19 protein-coding genes are annotated in these 19,607 nt (G+C 58.4%); 3 read left to right on the top strand and 16 right to left on the bottom strand.

The window, feature by feature from the left end; translation table 11 throughout:
- Positions 1-48 precede the first annotated feature (48 nt).
- From J0X15_RS09660 to J0X15_RS09600, 14 genes are all read right to left on the bottom strand, one after another.
- Complete coding sequence (locus tag J0X15_RS09660; RefSeq protein WP_206940085.1) at positions 49-810, bottom strand: gamma-glutamyl-gamma-aminobutyrate hydrolase family protein; 762 nt, start codon at positions 808-810, stop codon at positions 49-51.
- On the bottom strand, positions 807-1,799 hold the full coding sequence (locus J0X15_RS09655) for an amidoligase family protein (RefSeq protein WP_206940083.1): 993 nt from the start codon (positions 1,797-1,799) through the stop codon (positions 807-809). Before J0X15_RS09655 ends, J0X15_RS09660 begins: the two co-directional genes overlap by 4 nt.
- A gap of 81 nt (positions 1,800-1,880) precedes the next feature.
- Positions 1,881-3,119: a class I SAM-dependent RNA methyltransferase gene (locus J0X15_RS09650; protein ID WP_206940081.1), complete on the bottom strand. Its 1,239-nt coding sequence runs from the start codon at positions 3,117-3,119 to the stop codon at positions 1,881-1,883.
- Between the two features lie 97 nt (positions 3,120-3,216).
- A complete protein-coding gene (locus J0X15_RS09645; RefSeq protein WP_206940079.1) occupies positions 3,217-3,960 on the bottom strand; it encodes a TlyA family RNA methyltransferase in 744 nt (247 codons plus the stop codon).
- 49 nt (positions 3,961-4,009) lie between these two features.
- Positions 4,010-4,144 carry a hypothetical protein gene (locus J0X15_RS20280; protein ID WP_269439404.1) on the bottom strand — a complete coding sequence of 45 codons (135 nt, stop codon included), beginning with the start codon at positions 4,142-4,144 and terminating at the stop codon, positions 4,010-4,012.
- A 39-nt stretch (positions 4,145-4,183) separates the two neighbouring features.
- The gene (locus J0X15_RS09640; RefSeq protein ID WP_206940077.1) at positions 4,184-4,807 is read right to left on the bottom strand and encodes an SCO family protein; all 624 of its coding nucleotides are present in this window, start codon (positions 4,805-4,807) and stop codon (positions 4,184-4,186) included.
- A gap of 54 nt (positions 4,808-4,861) precedes the next feature.
- Entirely contained in the window at positions 4,862-5,413 is a 552-nt protein-coding gene (locus tag J0X15_RS09635) for a copper chaperone PCu(A)C (RefSeq protein WP_206940075.1), read from the bottom strand.
- Between the two features lie 64 nt (positions 5,414-5,477).
- Complete coding sequence (locus J0X15_RS09630; RefSeq protein ID WP_206940073.1) at positions 5,478-5,873, bottom strand: hypothetical protein; 396 nt, start codon at positions 5,871-5,873, stop codon at positions 5,478-5,480.
- Between the two features lie 126 nt (positions 5,874-5,999).
- Positions 6,000-7,391, bottom strand: a complete 1,392-nt coding sequence (locus J0X15_RS09625) for an MFS transporter (protein WP_206940072.1) — start codon at positions 7,389-7,391, stop codon at positions 6,000-6,002.
- 161 nt (positions 7,392-7,552) lie between these two features.
- The gene (dxs, locus tag J0X15_RS09620; protein ID WP_206940070.1) at positions 7,553-9,472 is read right to left on the bottom strand and encodes a 1-deoxy-D-xylulose-5-phosphate synthase; all 1,920 of its coding nucleotides are present in this window, start codon (positions 9,470-9,472) and stop codon (positions 7,553-7,555) included.
- A 461-nt stretch (positions 9,473-9,933) separates the two neighbouring features.
- A complete protein-coding gene (locus tag J0X15_RS09615) occupies positions 9,934-11,091 on the bottom strand; it encodes a helix-turn-helix transcriptional regulator (RefSeq protein ID WP_206940068.1) in 1,158 nt (385 codons plus the stop codon).
- A gap of 205 nt (positions 11,092-11,296) precedes the next feature.
- Positions 11,297-11,566, bottom strand: coding sequence for an exodeoxyribonuclease VII small subunit (locus tag J0X15_RS09610; protein ID WP_206940066.1), 270 nt, complete (start codon positions 11,564-11,566; stop codon positions 11,297-11,299).
- Positions 11,567-11,701: 135 nt separating this feature from the next.
- On the bottom strand, positions 11,702-12,679 hold the full coding sequence (locus tag J0X15_RS09605; RefSeq protein WP_209015206.1) for a histone deacetylase family protein: 978 nt from the start codon (positions 12,677-12,679) through the stop codon (positions 11,702-11,704).
- A 465-nt stretch (positions 12,680-13,144) separates the two neighbouring features.
- Entirely contained in the window at positions 13,145-14,140 is a 996-nt protein-coding gene (locus J0X15_RS09600; RefSeq protein WP_206940064.1) for an L-threonylcarbamoyladenylate synthase, read from the bottom strand.
- A 232-nt stretch (positions 14,141-14,372) separates the two neighbouring features.
- On the opposite strand from J0X15_RS09600, the gene J0X15_RS09595 reads away from it, so the two are divergent.
- From J0X15_RS09595 to J0X15_RS09585, 3 genes are read left to right on the top strand one after another with little or no spacing between them, the layout of a single operon-like run.
- The gene (locus J0X15_RS09595; protein WP_206940062.1) at positions 14,373-16,154 is read left to right on the top strand and encodes an acyl-CoA dehydrogenase; all 1,782 of its coding nucleotides are present in this window, start codon (positions 14,373-14,375) and stop codon (positions 16,152-16,154) included.
- A 31-nt stretch (positions 16,155-16,185) separates the two neighbouring features.
- The gene (locus J0X15_RS09590; protein ID WP_206940060.1) at positions 16,186-16,923 is read left to right on the top strand and encodes a crotonase/enoyl-CoA hydratase family protein; all 738 of its coding nucleotides are present in this window, start codon (positions 16,186-16,188) and stop codon (positions 16,921-16,923) included.
- A gap of 33 nt (positions 16,924-16,956) precedes the next feature.
- Positions 16,957-17,823 carry an SDR family oxidoreductase gene (locus J0X15_RS09585; protein ID WP_206940058.1) on the top strand — a complete coding sequence of 289 codons (867 nt, stop codon included), beginning with the start codon at positions 16,957-16,959 and terminating at the stop codon, positions 17,821-17,823.
- Positions 17,824-17,881: 58 nt separating this feature from the next.
- On the opposite strand, the gene J0X15_RS09580 is transcribed toward J0X15_RS09585, so the two are convergent.
- Together J0X15_RS09580 and J0X15_RS09575 are read right to left on the bottom strand one after the other, a co-directional pair.
- A complete protein-coding gene (locus J0X15_RS09580) occupies positions 17,882-18,889 on the bottom strand; it encodes a DnaJ C-terminal domain-containing protein (protein ID WP_206940056.1) in 1,008 nt (335 codons plus the stop codon).
- A gap of 170 nt (positions 18,890-19,059) precedes the next feature.
- Complete coding sequence (locus J0X15_RS09575; RefSeq protein WP_209015205.1) at positions 19,060-19,560, bottom strand: RT0821/Lpp0805 family surface protein; 501 nt, start codon at positions 19,558-19,560, stop codon at positions 19,060-19,062.
- Positions 19,561-19,607: the final 47 nt, after the last annotated feature.

Genomic DNA, 19,607 nt, shown 5'->3' with positions numbered 1-19,607 from the left:
GATGTAAGTTACACCAACGCCAAGGGCAAGAGCAGATGCAAAGAAAATTCAGTAATACTGAAATGCAGGGGCGTGATCCATCTTTTCGGTCTCGGCAGCAAGTTTCGCCCGTACGGCCCTGATGAAGGCTCGAAACAGCCGCCTGTGGGGTTTCAGGTGCAGCAGAAACTCCGGATGCCATTGAACCCCAATCATGAACGTGGCGTCTTTGTTTTCAAGCGCTTGCGGCACACCGAATTGGTCCCACGCAACGATCTCGAGGCTGTCGCCAACCTGATCGACGGCCTGATGATGCAAAGAGTTGACCCGCAGCTGCGCCTTCTGGTGAAGTCGGCGTAAACGGCTTCCTTCCTTGAAGGTGACTGTCTTGACCGGAAGAGGCGTCCACATGTCGGGCACATTGTCGAACTGGGCCTGGACGTTCTGGTACAGCGTACCGCCGCGGTGGACGTTGATCATTTGAGAGCCACGGCAAACGCCGAGCACCGGAATATCGCGTGGGCCGGCATACTCGAGAACCTTCAGTTCCATCTGATCACGCTCCGGGTCCAGACGGGCATCAACCATGGTATCGCCTCGGTAAAGGTCCGGGCTGATGTCATCACCGCCGCCGATGATGAAGCCGTCGAATTTTTCGAGCGGGTGCTGTGAGGCAGGCGCGATCAGTCGGGTTGGGCGAGCGCCGACCAGTCGCAGGGCAAGCCAGTAAAACCACCACATGTAGCGCCCGCCACCGCGTGACGTGGTCACGCCGATCCGGGGCCGGCGCGGCAAGGGGCGGCTGGCCAATCGAGCAATTTTCTTGATCATGCGAGCACCATCCACTCGCTTGCGCGCCACGCCCACGGTTTGGGCTTGGCCGCAGCATCAAGGCGCAGAAAGTCCTCGGCCATGGCGTTGAGCTTGTCGCGGTCGTTTGCCAGTCGCTCGACCATCAGCCAACGGTTCCATTCAAGCGCCAGAGACCAGGCCGGATCACCCAAACGGGCATCCGGCAAGCGGTAATGAAATGTCGGGCGTGCCTTGATCAACGGGTCATTGACGCGGGCCGCGACCTTTTTCTCATCCAGATGGGCAAACAACGGCAGCATATCCAGCTCGCGGTTGCGGGTCGGATTTTCCTTCAGGTGCATGTCCATCAGGTCGTCCAGACCGGGCCAGTAATCCGGCGCGACGATCTTGCGTTGATAACTTGGCGGGAAGGGGTCGGCGAAGGAGGTCAGGCGCCGGGTCGGGTCCACATCCACGATCTTACGCAGCCAGGCACTGAGCAAGACATAGGCCTTCAGCACGCTGGCGATATGGTCGCCTGTCGGCTCGATGATCTCAGGGTTGAACTGCGCTCCGAAAGCATAAAGCACGTTCTCGCGCGTGCCACTGGCACCTGCCTCCTCAAGACCGGACACCAGTCCGGCCAGTTTCGGCAGGTCGGTTGTGACAATCGGCGGACAGACGACCTCACAGGGCACAAGCAGCGACGAAACATCGCCAAACAGCTCCTGCAAGCTACGCCGCAAGCGATACTTCAGCTCGCTCGGGTCTGCATTGGCATCTTTTGGATTATCGTGAACGTACTGACTGTCGAGTTCGCAAGTAAAATCGCCAAACTCGGTGTCGACAACTTCAAAGCGGTGAGGATCCAGTTCGCGAACGTTTCCGCCAAACAGTGTCTGAACTACATTGGCGCTGGCGCGCGCCGAAACGGCGGCAAACTCAAGTTCAACGCCGACACGACGAAGCTCCCCCCCTGTCGTGTGACTGTGGGGGGGAGTAAAAAATACGTCCCGAAAATCCTGCAAGTTGCGGCCCTCAGCTGTCCTGCCCAAATCTATTCTTGGCAAGTGAACGCGTCAGGGCCGCAGAGGTTCAATCGTTGTGGCCTAGAGCCGTTCCAGGACCGCCACAACTTCCACATGGGAAGAGAACAGAAACTGATCCACCGGAGTGACCGACGTCAGACTGTAGCCCCCGTCCATAAGGGTCTTCAGGTCTCGTGCCAAAGTGGCCGGATTGCAGGATACGGCGATCACACGCTTGACCGTGGAAGCAGCAAGCTGCTCGGCTTGCGTATCGGCACCGGCGCGCGGCGGATCGAAAACGACCCCGTCGAAAGCATTCAGTTCGGCCGCCATCAAGGGGCGGCGGAATAGGTCCCGACGCTCGGTGGTCACCATCTTCAATCCCTGGGCATGGCGCAGAGCCCGGTCCAGAGCCTTTACTGAGGCTGCATCGCCTTCAACGGCATGAACATTTGCCTTTTTTGCGATCCGCAGGGCGAAGGTGCCTGACCCGGAGAACAAATCCGCCACGCGTTTCGATTTCCCAAGCCCGGTGACGACCAGTTCAGACAGAGCGTCTTCGGCTTCTTCCGTGGCTTGCGTGAAGCCACCCGGAGGGGCCACGACAGCGATCTTGCTCATGATGAGCTGTGGTGGGCGGACTTCCAGAATGATTTCTCCGTTGACAGAGAGGCGTGCCAGATCCAGATCCATCACGCCTTGTGTGAGGGCCGGAAGCCGTTTGGCATAGTCGCGTGCGGCTCCTTCGACGGAGACATCGGCGCCCGCCTTGGTCATCAAGACGGTAAAGCGCAGGTCGCCCTTCTTGGGCATCAGCTCAGTCGAGAGCCTGCGCAGGCCTGGCAGCAGTCTGACGATGCTCGGCACCAGAACCGGACATTCGCGAACATCCATCAGCTTGTGGCTGCCCTTCTGGTGATAGCCGAGCAAGATGGCGCCCCCGACCCGAGAGGCGGTCAGCACTGCGCGACGACGTGAGTGCGGCTGGCCTGGTATGGCAGGCTGGACATTGGTCTCAATCGCATGCGTTCCCAGCGCGTTGATCACCAGGTCTCGCTTCCAGGCGAGATACGGCTTTTGTGCCAGATGCTGCACCGTGCAGCCTCCGCACTCGTCAATGTGGCGACAGATAGGGTCGATCCGGTCCGGGCTGGCGGAGAGGATCTCCACGTGATGGGCGCGGCCCTTGTCGACCCTGGCCCGGATCTCTTCGCCGGGCAGAGCCCCGGCCACGAAGATGCCTCCGTCCGGGGTATCGGCAATGCCGTCGCCCCGGTGGCCGAGGCTGGAGATGTGAAGTGTTTGCGCGTCCTGTGTCATAAGGGTAGGCGATACAGCGCAGATCGTCTCAGAACAAGCGGCGAAAATGACAGGGGTACCAAAAAGCATATGGAACCGGCGGAAACGGGTTCAAAGATCAGGCGTCCTTGCGCCCGTGCAGCAACCATTCGCCATTGCCGTCGCCGCCTTTGACAGGTGAGGGGATCAATTCCCCCGCACTCCAGCCACTGACCGTAGACAGCCATTGGCGAAGTCTGAGAGAGGTTTCTTCCGCGACATCGGGTGCCACAAGCCCACCCTTGCCGATGTTGTCACGTCCGGCTTCAAACTGTGGTTTGACCAGAAAGATGCCTTCAGCGCCGGGGGTAGCCAGATCAAGCGCGGGCGGAAGCGCCAGCGTCAGGGAAATGAAGCTGACATCAGACACCAGCAGCGCTGGTGCATCGCCTTGCAGGTCTTCCCGCGTCAGCTCGCGCGCATTCAGTCCATCCCGGCGTAACACACGGGGATCGGCGTTGACACTGGCGTGAAGCTGATCATGGCCGACGTCGATCGCATGGACCCGACTGGCACCCTGTTCGAGCAGAACCTGCGTAAATCCGCCCGTCGAGGCGCCGATGTCGAGGCAAATCTTGTCGCGGGGTGAGACACCGAAAGTCGCCAGCCCCGCCAGCAGTTTGAGGGCTGCCCGTGAGACATAGGCGGAGGCGGGGTCGGAGACGCTGACGAGCGCATCGGCAGCTACCTTCTGCGCCGGTTTCTCACAGACACTGCCATTCAGGCTGACCGTCCCGCGCAGAATCGCGTCCCGCGCTCGGGCACGAGATGGGAATTGACCGGCGTCCACCAGATACTGATCGAGACGAGTTTTCTGAGACATACAGTACGTTTAGCTTGTGAAATCGGACGTGAGGTGGCGCGTGGAAGGTCTAGAAGCATCCGGCAATGGCTGAAAGAATGCGGGTGACGAACAGGTTTTCACCCGTTTGTGCCCACAAGGCGAGAGCAAGAGCGCCGATAAGCACCCCGCCTGCAGTCAGTCCGGTGTAAAGCGGCCAGCCCATTGCTCTCTTCTCGTCTTTGTCGGGACGCCATACGTGTGTTCAAGAAGCCTCAGGGGTTTCCTTGACCAGCCGGCGCAGTTTCAGCAACGCAGTTTCTTCCGCCTCATTATAGGCGATGGTTCCAAAAAAGCGATTGTCAGCATCCATAAGATACACGGCAGCAGAATGGTCCATCGTGTAGTCGCCGTCGTCCAGGGGCACTTTCTTGGAGTAGACCTTATAAGCCTGAAGCATCGCGTCGACCTGCTGGCGGGAACCCGACAGACCTTTGATCCGCTCGTCAAACGCCGCCACATAGTCACCCATGACTTGCGGCGTGTCGCGCTCTGGATCGACTGTGACAAACAGGTAGTTCAGCTTGTCCGCATCCGGGCCAAGGGCTTCGATCCAGCCCTGCATTTCAGACAGGGTCGTGGGGCAGACATCCGGGCAAAATGTGAAGCCGAAGAGAATGGCGCTGGGTTTTCCCTCCAGATCGGCTTCGGTCACGGTTTCTCCCGCTGCGTTGACCAGCTCAAATGGCCCGCCGATGGCAGCAGGCTGCAGAGTGGATCTGTTGGCGCTGGGAGCGATCACTTGCGTGATGAGGGTGACTGCTGTGACGAACGCCAGAACGATCACTGCCGCCCAGGCGCCATAGCGAATGATTTTCAGTTTGGACATGTTGCGATCTCCATGGTGGCCGGGCGCTGAGCCCGGCCTGACGCATCTGCATGCTTAGTTCGACGAGGCTGCGGGTTTCATATCGCCATGGTCCATTTTTGAATGGTCCATGTCGCTGTGATCTACTGTGGAATGATCCATGCCGGTGCTCATACGTTTTGCGCCGATTCTTTCGACTTTCAGGTCGAGTGCAATAGCACCGGCCTTCTCGAAGGTCAGCGTAACCGGCACAACTTTGCCTTTCTCGAAAGGCCCTTTCAGCTTCATGAACATGATGTGCAATCCGCCGGGCGCAAGCTCAACCGATTGTCCGGCAGGCACTTCGATGCCGTTCTCCTGCTCCCGCATGATCATGACACCGTCCTTCATCGACATTTGGTGCAGTTCAACCCGGTCGGCAGCCGGGGAGGTTACCGCGATCAATCGGTCATCATGGTCGCTTTTGTTGGTGATCACGGCAAAGCCGCCACCGCTACGCGCAGCGGGAGGTGTGGCACGTGTCCAGGCGTTCTCGATGAGAATATCACTTTTGTGTGCGGTTTCAGCGAGAGCGAGGGGGCTGCCGAGGGTGATCATGGCAGCAGTCAGAATGGAAAGCAGTTTCATAGTCTTGGTACCTTGGTTGTCTTGTAACTTCAGCCAGTCCCGAGGTCGGCACTGATAGCAAAGCTCAAGCCAACGGCGGTGCACGGATGGCGCGGTTTGAAAGCCCCGACCGGTCGCGGCGAAGGTCATGCTGGGCGTGACGTGGTTGCGCAGCGGTAATCAGACGAAGGCTGCCAGAGGGGCCATCTGCCGAGGCGATTGCGAGGAAATGCGAACCGTGAAAACAACCGGTTGCGCAGATGCAATGGGCGGGGTCGTGCGCGCCACCTATCGGGATGTCTGATCCCGCTTCGTCGTTTTGAATGCCCGACGCATCGGCGCCGCCGAGCCCCAAACATAGCGCGCTTAAGGCGAATGGGGTTCCATCTGGTTCATCGCCATCCGAGACGGTCGTTGCGAGAGCCGGAGCGGAAAACAGCATCAGCAGGCGCAACGACAACGCCAGAAGAGCGAGCACCACAAAGGGTGTCCGCTCTTGGCGCAGTGACGTTAGAAATGGTGCGTGCCGGTTCATTGCTGGAACTATGGCGTTGGCGTTGCGCAAAGTCGAGTGCGTCAAATCACCCGGAAGGAGTTCGTTGCAGGCTTACTCCGGATCCTTGGATGGTTTGCTTTCTTCCGCGTCATCGACCGCTTCCGCTGCTGCTGCCTTTTCAGCGTCTTCTCTGTCCTGGGCGGAAGTGGCGTTTTCGAAGGAATAGATGTCATCCTCATAGGCCGGGAAGTCCTCCGGCTGAATGACATAAGGCGCATCGACGTCGAGTGGTTCAGGCGAAATGACTGTACCAACCTGGGCAGAGGCAGCGTATTCGAAGTCGACCTTATCGTCCGGATCGATCGCGCTGCGAGCAGCAAGTCGGGTGATGATGAAGGCCGCCAGGGCAACGTTGACGACGCAAACCAGCATATACAGACCGGAGGGACCGAACTGTCCCATCAAGGCGGACGCCGTTAGCGGGCCGCCGACCGAGCCAACACCGAAGGACAGCAGCAGACCAGACGAGGTTTCGACGTAGTCATCAGCGTCGGCGTAATCGAACGCATGGGAGACAGCAATCGAATAGGCTGGCTGGGAAAACACCCCGACGACGACAGCCAGGCCGGTTGCAACATACACATTCACCGGCATGAAGATGGCAATCCCAACTGTAACCACAGCTGTTGTACACGCCAGGATGAGCATGACCTTGCGTCGGTCTATCCGGTCAGACAGTCGCCCGAATGGCCATTGCGACAGCATTCCGCCGCCAATGATCGCAGCGGAATAGAAGGCCGCCTGGTTGGTGCTCATGCCGATCTGCGAGCCGTAGAGCGGGGTCAGTGTCAACAGGGCGCCATTCCCGACACCAATCAACAGGGCGCCCACCATCGCGGCTGGCGAGTTCTTGTAAAGCTTTCCGGGCCTGAAACGCACGATGGTAATCGGCGCTGGTTGGTTGGCTTTTGTCAGCGAGACTGGAATGACCGCCAGGCTGACCAGAACGGAGGCGATGGCAAAAGGAACGAAGGAGCTGATTTCCATCGTTGCGATTGAGACCTGCCCGACCATCATCGCCGCGAAAAGCACGACAACGTAGATCGACATGATCGTGCCGCGGGTCTCGTTCGTCGCAGCTTCGTTCAGCCAGCTTTCGACAATCATGTAAAAGCCGGCGAGACAGAAGCCCGAGATGGCGCGAATGATGAACCAGGACACCGGATCAACTGCAATCGGGTGCAGAATGGCGGCAGCAGACATCAGCGACACAAGGGCAGCAAACGCGCGAATATGCCCGGCGCGCATGATTACATGCGGCGCCCCAAGGCAGCCGAAAACCATTCCGACAAAATAGGCCGAAGAGATAAGACCGATCGAGAAACTGCTGAATTGAGCTTTTTCCGCAGCCAGAGGCAACAATGTGCTCTGCAAGCCATGGCCAAAGAGCAACAGCGCGACTGCGAAGAGAAGTGCTGAGACGGAAGATACGATCTGCGTCATGGGTGCGCCTTGGCCGACCGGAAAAGAAAACGCGCCGGTTTGACCCGGCGCTGAAGCGATCCGCATCAGCCTTTTCAGGCCCTCGGTGCGAAGTCAATCAGAAGAACCTACATAACGGGTAATGAGGTCATTCCAAATGACATGACATGCAGAAAACCGGCTCAGGCCTGCCAGCTGGATTTCAGACCTTCTGTGCCCAGCGCTTCAAACACCTTGTTTACGATGCCGTCGGACATCAGTCCGGCTTCCCGGTACATGACATCTGGTTTGCCGTGATCCTGGAATGTGTCGGGAAGCGTCAGCGTTCTGATCTTCAGACCACGATCCAGCAGGCCAAGCCCGGCCATTGTCGAAAGCACATGGCTGCCGAAGCCGCCGGCGGCCCCTTCTTCGACGGTGATCAGCACTTCATGCTCACGCGCCATACGAGTCAGCAGGTCGATATCCAATGGCTTAGCAAACCGTGCATCGGCAACTGTTGTGGACAGCCCAGCAGCTTCGAGTTCGTCGGCGGCTTTCAGGCATTCACCCATGCGGCCGCCAAAGGACAGCAGCGCGACTTTCGTGCCTTCGCGCAGGATAGCGCCCTTGCCGATTTCCAATATACTACCGCGCTCAGGCAGATCGATGCCTATACCTTCACCTCTCGGATAGCGGAAGGAAATTGGGCCTTCGTCATAAGCAACAGCCGTTGCCACCATGTGGCGCAGTTCGGCTTCGTTGGACGGGGCCATGACGACAAAATTGGGTAGACAGGCCAGAAACGCCGTGTCGAATGATCCGGCATGGGTAGCGCCGTCGGCGCCGACCAGACCGGCGCGGTCGATTGGAAAGCGGACCGGAAGCTTCTGGATCGCAACATCATGCACAACCTGGTCGTAGGCACGCTGCAAGAAGGTCGAGTAGATCGCAGTAAAGGGCTTGTAGCCCTGGGTGGCCATACCAGCTGCAAAGGTGACGGCGTGCTGTTCGGCAATGCCGACGTCATAGGTGCGCGTAGGATAAGCTTCCTGAAACAGGTCGAGGCCGGTGCCGTCGGGCATTGCCGCTGTAATCGCCACGACCTTGTCGTCATGCCGCGCTTCCTCGACCAGTGATGTCGCAAACACGCTTGTGTAGCTCGGGGCATTGGCTTTCGGCTTGCTCTGCTTGCCGGTCACGACGTCAAACTTGGAAACACCGTGGTACTTGTCCTTTGCGCCTTCTGCCGGACCGTACCCCTTGCCTTTCTGCGTCACTGCGTGGATCAGAACCGGACCCTGATGGGTGTCCCGGACGTTCTTCAGGATCGGCAGGAGGTGGTTCAGGTTGTGACCGTCAACGGGGCCGACATAGTAGAAGCCGAGTTCTTCAAACAATGTTCCGCCGGTCCAGAAACCGCGTGCATATTCTTCCGCCTTGGCAGCTTTGTCAGCCAATTGCTTGGGAAGATTGCGAGCAATATTTTTGGCAGCCCCACGCAAGCTCTGATAGGTCCGGCCGGAGACCAGTCGGGCAAGGTGAGCGGACATGGCGCCCACGGGCGGGGCAATCGACATGTCGTTATCGTTGAGGATCACGATAAGCCGGGATTTCAGGTGTCCGGCATTGTTCAGCGCTTCATAGGCCATGCCTGCCGACATGGCGCCGTCGCCGATGACCGCGACGACATTGTTGTCATCTCCTGCAAGGTCACGGGCAGCAGCCATTCCGAGCCCGGCCGAAATGGACGTGGACGAATGAGCCGCGCCAAACGGATCGTAGACGCTCTCGTCGCGTTTGGTGAAACCGGAGAGGCCCTCGGGCTGGCGCAGGGTTCGAATGCGCGCGCGCCGTTCGGTCAGGATTTTATGCGGATAACACTGGTGTCCAACGTCCCAGATCAGTTTGTCGTCGGGCGTGTTGAAGATATAATGCAGGGCAACAGTCAGTTCGACAACGCCAAGTCCCGCGCCCAGATGCCCACCGGTTTCGGACACCGCATCGATCATTTCCAGACGAAGTTCATCTGCAAGCTGCTGCAGTTGCTCCTCTGGAATGGCTTTCAGATCGGCCGGATTGTGAACCTGATCCAGAAGGGGGGTAGTGGGCTTTGGGGACACGAGTGACCGGCTCCAGACTATTAAGAATGTTGCGCACGCTTACACGATGAAAAGATAGCGCGCAAATCTCCTGAAAAGACGACCGGAGGCAACTCGATTGCCCTGGGGCAGCTTGGATGGGCAGCAATTGATAAAATTACGTATTTTTCGCCGAATATTGGCAATTTTTCGTCTAAATCACCCATATGGGTGATGCAATCTGGGGCAAGCTGGAATAAACAACTAATCGTGGTCGATGGGGCCACGTGCACAGTGATCAACTGAGGCCGCCTTGAGCGGCCTCTTTTTTTTGACCCGTGCCGTTACCTCGGTTTTGGATGGTGCCTCAAGGTATAAACGGTTAAAACGAACGTGAAGTTTACTGCTGCTTCTCTCTATGTACAAGACATTGCTGTTCTGGCTTGAAACCTTGACTGAAGCGTGGCGTATCGGTCCCGCGGCGTGACGCCCTGCCGCTGAAATCAAAACAATCCACTCAGGCGGTGCAGTAGTCGCGCCAGTTCGAGCTGAGATTGGGTCTCCGTTTTTTCATAAATTCGGCGCAAGTGGGTTTTGGCCGTATTACGAGTGATGTCCAATCCCTCCAGAGTAGTGGCGAGAGACCCGGTTACAGACAGGTTATGCGCGAGGCGCGCTTCGCTTTGAGACAGCCCGTATTTGCTTTGCAGGAACTCCCGGACCTGCGGAGCAATGGCTGAAGATTCCCGTACTTCGATCAGAATGCTGCCCGCACTTCCGTCGCTGGCGGCAGTCTCGGGCACTATACTTTGCAGGCGGATGTGGCAGTAACTGTTGTTCTGCTCCTGCAGGAAAATCGACTTGTTGGGTTCTGTTACAGCCGCCATCAGGAGCTGTCGGGAAAGAGGCTTTTGCGCGCCGGCGAGAAACCGTTTGATCGATGTGATCGCGTGATAAAGCTCAGGGCGTAGCGGAATGAGTTGCCCATCTTCAAGTGTGAAGAGGGTGCCCTGTTCAAGCAAGCTCTGGGTCGCTGGTGTGCAAAACAGCACCGACAGCTGATCATCAACCAGGAAAGCGGCATGCTTCTGCATCTTCAACATTGCCTGCAGAGAGTCGAAGCGGCTTTCAACTTTGGTCAGACGGTCGCCCAGGGAGAGTGCTGTGTTCATGGCACGCACATAGCGCCGAAAATTCGGGAGCACGTCGTCCAGCCCCAGGTCACGGGCGATGTCTGGTTCCCAAAACCCTGCAACGAGAATGACTTTTTCTGGGGTCCTGACAATGGGCGTGATCAGGGCGGACATGCGGACCCAGTCGCCCTGATTTTCTTCGGCGCTGCCAGGAACTACGGGTCCTGAGGGCTCCACAGGAGATTTCCAGTAGGGGTAATAGAGGGCGGCATGTTCCAGCAGAAACTGCAGCGCATCTCCCCCTTCGGCGTCGAGTTGGGAAAGGCCTTCAAGAATATGGGTGACATCTTCGGGGTGGCAGTAACGGCCGGTGTGATGACTGCCGGCTTCGAATTCCAGAACGTAGATCCGGCAGGAGAGCGCAACGCTCAGTGCGGCTATAGCTTCAGGCCACTCATGCGGCGCTCCAGCGCACTCATGAATTTTTTCAATGACCCGATAATCTATCTGTCCAATGCTGCCGATCATGCCGGGATGTTTCTAAACTCGCAGCGGAAATGCAAGGCCACTCAGGCCGATAGAGCCGAAACTCTATGAATGCGAGGTCTGTTAAGGCAAATTTTCTAAAGGAATTATCCGCGCGTATACCGCTGACCTCCAGTGCCAACAAGTAAAATGCTGCGAAAGTATAAAGAATACAAGGATGTATTTCGGCCGGCGAAATATCCCGACTTCAAACGTCCGGGTCGAGACTGGTGGTACCTGAAGCCGAGCCATCCTGTCCAAGCTGAATTTTTTCGACCTTGGCTTCGGCCGCACGCAGCAAAGTATCGCAGTGGGCACGTAACTGAGCGCCGCGCTCGTACATTTCGATGCTGCGTTCGAGCGGGACATTGCCTTGCTCCAATTCCCGAACAATCGTTTCCAGCTGCTTCAGAGCCTCCTCAAAGGACAAGGCGGAGAGATCAGCTTGTGACGCGGTCGAAGGTTCGGACTGGGTCATGAAACGGGCTCGCTGAAGTTTGAAATCAAAGGAATTGCTGGCAGATTAGCCACGCGGGGTCTGAGGTCAAGCGCGCGGGCTGTCGACTGCGCGGTTCTCCTCAGGGCTTTTGTCGTTAACTCGAGGTTTTCGCTTCTAGCCGGTCATCAGTGTCAGAACATGGGCCGCAGTCGAGCGGGCAAGGCTTTCAAGGTCGTATCCGCCTTCGAGAACCGAGACCACACGGCCATCGCAATGGCGGTCGGCAACATCCAGCAGGCTTTTGGTCGCCCGGGCGAAATCCGTTTCGTTCAGGTTGAGCCCGCCAAGGGGATCGCGTGCGTGGGCGTCAAAGCCGGCAGATATGATCAGAAGATCGGGAGCAAAAGCTTCTAGCCTTGGAAGAACGACGATATCGAGGGCTTCGCGGAACGCTTCTCCATCGGCGCCGGGCGCTAGAGGCGCGTTGACGATCGTATTGGCATCCCCGGTTTCACTTGCCGCGCCTGAGCCCGGGTAAAGCGGCATCTGATGGGTTGAGCAGTACATCACGCTTGGGTCAGCCCAGAAAATGTCCTGCGTTCCATTGCCATGATGGACATCGAAATCGACGATGGCGACACGCTCCAACCCGTATTGGCTTTGCGCATAGCGAGCAGCGACCGCCACATTGTTGAAAAAGCAGAAGCCCATTGCCCGGTCTTTCTCGGCGTGGTGGCCCGGAGGGCGCGAAGCGGAGAAGGCGTTGTTGACGCGCTTTTCGACCACTTCATCAACAGCGCGACAGGCCCCGCCAACACCGCGCAGAATTGCCTCCCAACTTCCTGGAGAGAGCGTCGTATCGGCATCAATCCTGACCAGACCTTCTTCCGGGGCAAGATTATGGAGGGTATCCACATAGGCCATCGGGTGAGCGCGTGCGATGTCTTCGACGCGGCCTACCGGCGCCATATCTCTTTCCAGCGCCTGAAAGCGTTCATCTTCCAAAATGCGGTCTATTGCGCGCAATCGGTCGGGGCGTTCAGGGTGGCCAATCGGCGTCAGGTGATCAAGAAATGTCGAATGGTGAAGGAGCAGCGTGGACACGAAAAATGCACCGGAAATCAAAAGTGTGAATGTTGCTTGGTCTGGCATGTAGCGCTCAGATCGTTAACGCCATCAGAGCCGCCAACCGGTGCGCTGTCAATCGGTCGCGGCATTGCGGGGAGCCTTGGACGAGTGATTTCGAGGCTGCCTGCCCCTCGTCGGCATTGGTATATGCCGGTAAGCACCTGCGGGTGGCAAGGACGGCAGGCGGCTTGCTGCTGGAGACGCCTTGCCTTGGAAAGCGTCGATCTAGAGCGGTGAGGGCGCCCTCTAAAGAGGCGGGGTCGACCTGGGCTTAGGTCCGACCCCGCTTTAGGTGCGAGCAGATACGCGCTCGAGGGGAGGTAGGTGCAAAGAGAACTTCTGTTATTAACGTAGGGTAAATTTTAAATTTACACGAGATGATTGATCCGCGATCCAGCTTAACCTGTGCAAAACGAAGCGACCGCTGCATCTGTGCAACACCTGACTTGTCAGGTTTGCCGGGTAAACGATCGAAATTGGATGAAGAGATTAGTCTCGTGGGGCTGCTGCGCGTATCAAGCGGTCGTTGATCGCCTCACCCAGGCCGGTAAAGGGAATCGGTGCGACGCAGATCTGGCCGCTACCGGTGGCATCCAGCTTTCGGAGACCGGAGAACAGGTTTGCAGCCGCTTCAGTGAGGCTACCGGTCTCACTCAGGTTGAACACACTGCAGGCCAGATTCTGTCCTTCGACGGGGAGTGAGCCGAAGGTCAGCAGCGCTTCGCCAGCTTTTACATTGTGTGCATTTAATCGAACGCCGGCGCGCGGCGCATAGTGAGATGAGAGCATGCCGGGGGCCAGAGGAGCTTCCGTTCCGCCGATCTGGGGCACACCTTCTACCGTATATCCAAGAACGGCCTCGATGTCCTCGCGGGAAAGGCCTCCGGGTCTCAGAAGGCGGACGTTGTCGTCAATCACGGACAGGATGGTGGATTCAACCCCAACCGTGCAGGGGCCTGCGTCAATGAGCCAGGCAAGGCTGTTGCCGAGGTCTGCGGCAACGTCATCGGCAGTGGTCGGACTGATCTTGCCGGAAAGATTGGCGCTCGGCGCTGCGATAGGGCGCCCGGTCGTCTCTGCCAGAAACCGCATGACCGGCCCTGCGGGAACCCGCAAGGCAACCGTGGAGAGCCCTGCCGTTGCCAGGCTGGAGATGGGCGAGCTGTCTTTTCTCGGGAGCACCAGGGTAAGTGGACCCGGCCAGAACGCTTTCGCCAGTTTGATGGCCGATGGCGAGAAAACGCCATGTGTCTGAGCGCGGGAGAAACTTTCCACATGGGAAATCAGCGGATTGAACTGGGGGCGACCTTTCGCCTCATAGATCCGGGCACAGGCCTCGCCGTTGCTGGCATCCGCAGCAAGCCCGTAGACGGTTTCTGTCGGCACAGCAATCAGTTGGCCGGCGGTCAACGAGCCGGCAACCTCTGCGGCTTCGGGGCTGTCCAGCCAGCTTCTGGTGTTCAGGTTGACAGTCCACCGGTGCATGGTTCCGCCTCGCTCCGAATCTAGTATTTGTCAGCGCGGCAGCACCCGTCAGGAGAGGAGGCGCACGTTGTGTCGCCGGTTTGACCTGCCCTTAGGATACGGGTTGACGTTTACGTCAAGCAGACTACTGTCTCGCTGAAACACGCCTCGATAAGGGGCTTTTGCGGTGCTTGGGCCCGCCCGTCAAGGGTGTCAGGCCGCAGCATCGAAAGAACGAATTGGGAGGTTCTGAATGTACAAGGCGCCGATCACCGAGATCGCCTTCACCCTTTCACAGGTCTGCGGCCTGTCCGACCTTCAGAAAACGGCAAGTTTTTCAGAAGTCAGCGATGATCTGTTCGAGGCTATTTTGACTGAGGCGGGTCGGTTTGCCGGCGAGGAAATCGCTCCGCTGAACCGGGTGGCTGATCTGCACGGGACACCATTCAAGAACGGTGAGGTGAGCACGCCTCCGGGTTGGAAGGAGCTTTACAAGGCCTGGGCCGAAGGCGGGTGGAACGGATTGAGCGCCTCTGAGGCGTCCGGTGGACAAGGCCTGCCGGTGATGCTGAACACCGCCGCTCTGGAAATGTGGAATTCCGGATCGATGGCCTTTGCGATCGGACCAACTCTGACCATGGGCGGCGTCGAAGCGCTGGAGAAGCACGCCAGTGACGACCTGAAGACGACCTATCTGGAAAAACTGGTGTCGGGCGAGTGGATGGCGACGATGAACCTGACCGAGCCTCAGGCCGGATCAGATCTGAATGCCATTCGCGCCCGCGCAGAACGCAATGACGACGGAACCTACCGCATCTTCGGTCAGAAGATCTTCATCACATACGGCGAGCACGACATGACGGACAACATCGTCCACCTCGTGCTGGCCCGTCTCCCGGATGCTCCGGCGGGGACCAAGGGCATCTCGCTGTTCCTCGTACCGAAATTCCCGGTTCAGGCCGACGGATCGTTGGGACCGCGCAATGATGTGCGTTGCGCCGGCGTTGAGCACAAGCTCGGCATCCACGGCTCGCCTACCTGCACCATGATCTTTGGTGACGAGGGAGGAGCCACGGGCTGGCTGATCGGTGAGGAAAATCGCGGCCTCGCTTGCATGTTCACGATGATGAACAACGCCCGTCTGGCCGTCGGTGTTCAGGGGCTGGGAGTGGCGGAACGGGCCTATCAACAGGCGTTGGCCTATGCCCTGGACCGCAAGCAGGGACGCGGCCCGGGCGACAAGGGACCGGAGATGAGCTCGATTGCCCGTCACCCGGATATCAAGCGCATGCTGTTGGCGATGAAGTCCCGCACGCAGGTGGCGCGTGTGCTGTGTTACGCCTGCGCGCATGCCATTGATATGAGCCATGCCTCGGAAAGCGCAGAAGACAAAGCGTTCTGGGCGGAGCGAGCCGGTGTTCTGACCCCGCTTGCCAAGGCTGTCTCGACCGATTTCGGCAGTGAAGTCGCCTCTCTCGGCATCCAGATCCATGGAGGCATGGGGTATGTTGAGGAAACCGGAGCAGCCCAGCATCTGCGCGACGCCCGCATCGCGGCGATTTATGAGGGCACCAATGGCATCCAGGCCATAGATCTGGTGCTGCGCAAGTTGCCGATGTCCGACGGGGCACATGTCAAAGGCTACATGAGTGAGCTGCGTTCGGTTGCAGACACCGTCGCAGCCTCCGGGCTTTCGGGACTGTCGGGCGTTGCCAACAATCTGTCGCAAGCTCTGGATGCCCTGGGCGAGGCGACCGAATGGATGCAGGTCGCGCGTTCGGAAGGCCGTACGCCGGAAGTTCTGGCCGGTGCCACGCCTTACTTGCGTCTTTTCGGCCTGACAGTGGGCGGCGTTCTCTTGGCCAAGGGGGCGTTGAACTCGACCGGCGTCCACGCGCATGCAGCGCCTCAGCGAGCCCTTCTTGCACGCAATTTTGCCGAAACTCTTTTGACCGAAACGCTCGCATTGAAAAACGACATCGTGACATCCAGTGCGTCGATTCTGGAGTTCGACCCGGAATCTCTTGCGTCCTGATCCATTTTGTTCGGCAAGGGAGGACCCGCCGATGATTGAAAAGACCCTCACGGAAGGAGTGTGCCTGCTTCGGTTTGCGCGCCCCGAAAAGAAGAACGCCCTGACGGCTGCGATGTATCAAGCACTGGCCGAGGCTCTGGAGGAGGGCCGCGACAATCCCGAAATCCGATGTTTCCTGATTGCCGGGTCATCAGGATGTTTCACGGCTGGCAACGACATCGCCGATTTCATCAAGATGGCCTCAGGTGGCGATCTTGAAGGAACGCCAGTTCTGCGCTTTCTGAAGGCACTTGCGCTGAATGAGAAGCCTCTGGTGGCAGCTGTCGACGGCCTCGCCATCGGGGTCGGCACCACGCTGCTGATGCATTGCGACATGGTGTTCGCGACGCCGAAGTCTCTGTTCAAGACCCCGTTTCTTGATCTGGGTTTGGTGCCGGAAGCCGGATCGTCTTTGCTCGGTCCCTTGATCATGGGGCATCAGCGGGCATTTGAGCTTTTGTGTCTGGGCGAAAGCTTCAGTGCCGAGCGGGCTCATTCCGCAGGCTTCGTCAATCACATCAGTGAGGCCGCTGAAGATGAGGCTATGGCTTGCGCGCATAAGCTCAGCGCGAAACCAGCGGAAGCCTTGCGTCTGTCTCGGGATCTGCTTTTGGGGGATCGCTCCGCAGTGCTCGCCCGCATCGAATTTGAGGCACGGATCTTCGCCGAGCGCCTTGCCGCCGCTGAAACCCAGGCCGCCTTCCAGGCATTCATGACCCGCAAGGGCTGAGCCGTCGACACGTCCGACTTCGAGAGACACTTCATGACCAATCTTTCTGGAAAAACGCTTTTCATCACCGGTGCCTCTCGCGGCATCGGACGGGCGATTGCGCTCAAGGCGGCCGGCGATGGCGCCAATGTGGTGGTCGCCGCCAAGACAGCCGAGCCGCACCCCAAGCTGGAAGGTACGATCTACTCAGCAGCAGAGGAAATCGAGGCCGCGGGCGGCAAGGCCTTGCCATTGGTGCTGGATGTTCGTGATGACGAGGCCGTCGAAGCAGCCATGGCCAAGGCTGCTGAGACTTTTGGCGGGCTGGATATTCTGGTGAACAACGCCAGTGCCATCCAGCTCACGCCTTTGGCTCAGACCGACATGAAGCGCTTCGATCTGATGCATCAGGTTAACACGCGTGGCACATTGGCCTGTTCCAAACACGCCATTCCCTACCTCGCCAAGTCTGACAATCCGCATATTCTCACGCTGTCACCACCGCTCGATATGCAGGAAAAATGGTTTGCCGGGTTTACCCCCTATGCCATAGCCAAATATGGCATGAGCCTGGCGGTTCTGGGCTTGGCGGGCGAACTGCGCAAGCAGGGTGTCGCAGTGAATGCACTCTGGCCACGCACGACGATCGCAACCGCGGCGATCAAGAACATCATCGGTGGCGACAAGCTGATGCAGCAGAGCCGAACACCCGATATAATCGCCGAGGCTGCCTATCAGATCTTCACGACGAAGTCCGCCGGGTTCACCGGGAATTTCCTGATCGACGACACGTTCCTCGCATCACGCGGCTGGACTGATTTTGACCAGTACCGTGTTGATCCGACGCAAGCACTCGCTCCTGACTTCTTCGTTCCTGCCGACAGTGTTGCACCCTGCAGTTTGGGACCGGTTGCCGGATAGGACAGATTCGTCCCATTCTGCGATCTGGCGATGACCCAAATAACAACGGGGATATCGCTCAGTCGAACTCGGGGCCGCGTGCCTTGTAGGGGGTCAGCTCTCGCCAGGCGGTCATCAGTGTGTGGAGTTCTGAATCTTCGTGCGGCGGAAGGGTGATCTGCAGTTTGACCAGCAGGTCGCCATGTCCACCAGTCTTGGTCGGTAGCCCTTTGCCTTTCAGCCGCATGATCTTCCCGCTGGAAGAGTGGGCTGGAATGGTCAGATTGACTGCGCCTGTCAAAGTTGGTGTGCGGACCTTGGCTCCTAGAACAGCCTCGTAAAGCGCCAGTGGCAGGTCGAGCAATAGATCGTAGCCGCGCACTTCGAACAACGGGTGTTTCTTAAGGCGGACTTCCACCATGGCGTCCCCGGCACTGCCGCCGTCGCTTCCTGGATGACCCTGGCCGCGCAGGCGGATCGTTTCGCCCTCCGTGGTGCCCGCCGGAATGGTAACATTGACGGTCTTGCCGCTTGGCAGCTTGACGGCTGTCTTGCCGGCATTGACGACCTCTTCCAGAGACACATGTGCAATGATGTCGGCATTCTGCCCCTTCTTCGGAGGCGCGCCGGTTGCGCGCTGACGTGTGCCGGCACCTGCTGCACCGGGTCCCGCCGGGCCACGGCCACGCCGTGCGCCGCCGAAGCCGCCGAGAATGTCATTCAGAATATCGTCGAATCCGCCACCGGAATAATTGCCGCCGGATTCCGTTCTGGATCGGAAGCCACTGCTCTTGTCGAAATCCTGGAAGCCGGAAAAGCCGCCCGCGCCGGGTCCTCCAGCGCCGAAACCGCCCGCATAGCGTGGCTTGCCATCAGCGTCGATTTCCCCGCGGTCGAATTTGGCGCGCTTTTCCTTGTCGCCAACAATCTCGTAAGCTTGGTTCGCTTCGGAAAATTGACGTTGCGCGCCCGGGTCGTCTTGGTTCTGATCCGGGTGGAACTTCTTTGCCAGGGTGCGGAAAGCCTTTTTGATCTCGGCTTCAGTCGCTGTTTTCGCAACGCCAAGGACGCTGTAGGGATCTCGCATTAAGGTCACCAAATATTGTCGGTTACCGCTCCACACTGTAGCAGTCAGCTGTCGTCACAGGGAGCAGGCAATGGTCTTGACCATTATATCGGAACTGATGGGAAGAAATTCCATACCATCTAGCTTGAGCCGGTCATTTGCATACCGTTTTACCGGTATTTCTGACAGCTTCAAGCGGCCTCTACGGCCAAACTGGTAATGGTCAGCTGTTGGCGGATGTCCTTGCAGGCTGTTCCTGCATAAAGCCGGACGCCGGCGATCGTGTTGGCCGTGGTCCGAAATCCGACGCAGCCGGTGCTGTCGGAGGTCGAGCGATCTATCGCACTGATGCTTCCTGAATTGCCGGTTGTCGGGTTTGTCCAGGCAACGCTGTCCTCCGGTGCGACACCTGCGACATAAGCCAGCGACGGTGTTGTCTCGTCAGGAGAGCTGAGAAGCAGTGACAAAGTGCCCGCAATGACCTCCCGGTCGCCGTCCTCGATATCCGCGAAGGCCTGATCGGCAGACGATGGAAGTGCCCCGGTCAAGATCATCGGCGTCTCCACATCGGCGGATCCGATCGGAACTGAAATCTGGCTGCAGCCCCCCGCGAACAGGCTCACGAGGACAATGGCCAGGCCTGCCCTCTGGATCTTTGCCTCGAACGGCGTATATGAATTGCAGCGTGCCAACGGAAAACTTCTTTCTCTTCGTCCGGCACAGGTTGAAAAAACAAACG

Source organism: Roseibium limicola, assembly GCF_017313085.1.
Taxonomy (GTDB): domain Bacteria; phylum Pseudomonadota; class Alphaproteobacteria; order Rhizobiales; family Stappiaceae; genus Roseibium; species Roseibium limicola.
This window is presented reverse-complemented; position numbering and strand designations above follow the sequence as displayed.

Coding starts and splice junctions, on each gene's coding strand:
- J0X15_RS09625 (WP_206940072.1), bottom strand. CDS start 7,391: ATGACGCAGATCGTATCTTCCGTCTCAGCACTTCTCTTCGCAGTCGCG.
- J0X15_RS09645 (WP_206940079.1), bottom strand. CDS start 3,960: ATGTCTCAGAAAACTCGTCTCGATCAGTATCTGGTGGACGCCGGTCAA.
- J0X15_RS09605 (WP_209015206.1), bottom strand. CDS start 12,679: ATGCCAGACCAAGCAACATTCACACTTTTGATTTCCGGTGCATTTTTC.
- J0X15_RS09635 (WP_206940075.1), bottom strand. CDS start 5,413: ATGAAACTGCTTTCCATTCTGACTGCTGCCATGATCACCCTCGGCAGC.
- J0X15_RS09640 (WP_206940077.1), bottom strand. CDS start 4,807: ATGTCCAAACTGAAAATCATTCGCTATGGCGCCTGGGCGGCAGTGATC.
- J0X15_RS09580 (WP_206940056.1), bottom strand. CDS start 18,889: ATGCGAGATCCCTACAGCGTCCTTGGCGTTGCGAAAACAGCGACTGAA.
- J0X15_RS09595 (WP_206940062.1), top strand. CDS start 14,373: ATGTACAAGGCGCCGATCACCGAGATCGCCTTCACCCTTTCACAGGTC.
- J0X15_RS09650 (WP_206940081.1), bottom strand. CDS start 3,119: ATGACACAGGACGCGCAAACACTTCACATCTCCAGCCTCGGCCACCGG.
- J0X15_RS09660 (WP_206940085.1), bottom strand. CDS start 810: ATGATCAAGAAAATTGCTCGATTGGCCAGCCGCCCCTTGCCGCGCCGG.
- J0X15_RS09600 (WP_206940064.1), bottom strand. CDS start 14,140: ATGCACCGGTGGACTGTCAACCTGAACACCAGAAGCTGGCTGGACAGC.
- J0X15_RS09615 (WP_206940068.1), bottom strand. CDS start 11,091: ATGATCGGCAGCATTGGACAGATAGATTATCGGGTCATTGAAAAAATT.
- J0X15_RS20280 (WP_269439404.1), bottom strand. CDS start 4,144: ATGGGCTGGCCGCTTTACACCGGACTGACTGCAGGCGGGGTGCTTATC.
- J0X15_RS09590 (WP_206940060.1), top strand. CDS start 16,186: ATGATTGAAAAGACCCTCACGGAAGGAGTGTGCCTGCTTCGGTTTGCG.
- J0X15_RS09585 (WP_206940058.1), top strand. CDS start 16,957: ATGACCAATCTTTCTGGAAAAACGCTTTTCATCACCGGTGCCTCTCGC.
- J0X15_RS09610 (WP_206940066.1), bottom strand. CDS start 11,566: ATGACCCAGTCCGAACCTTCGACCGCGTCACAAGCTGATCTCTCCGCC.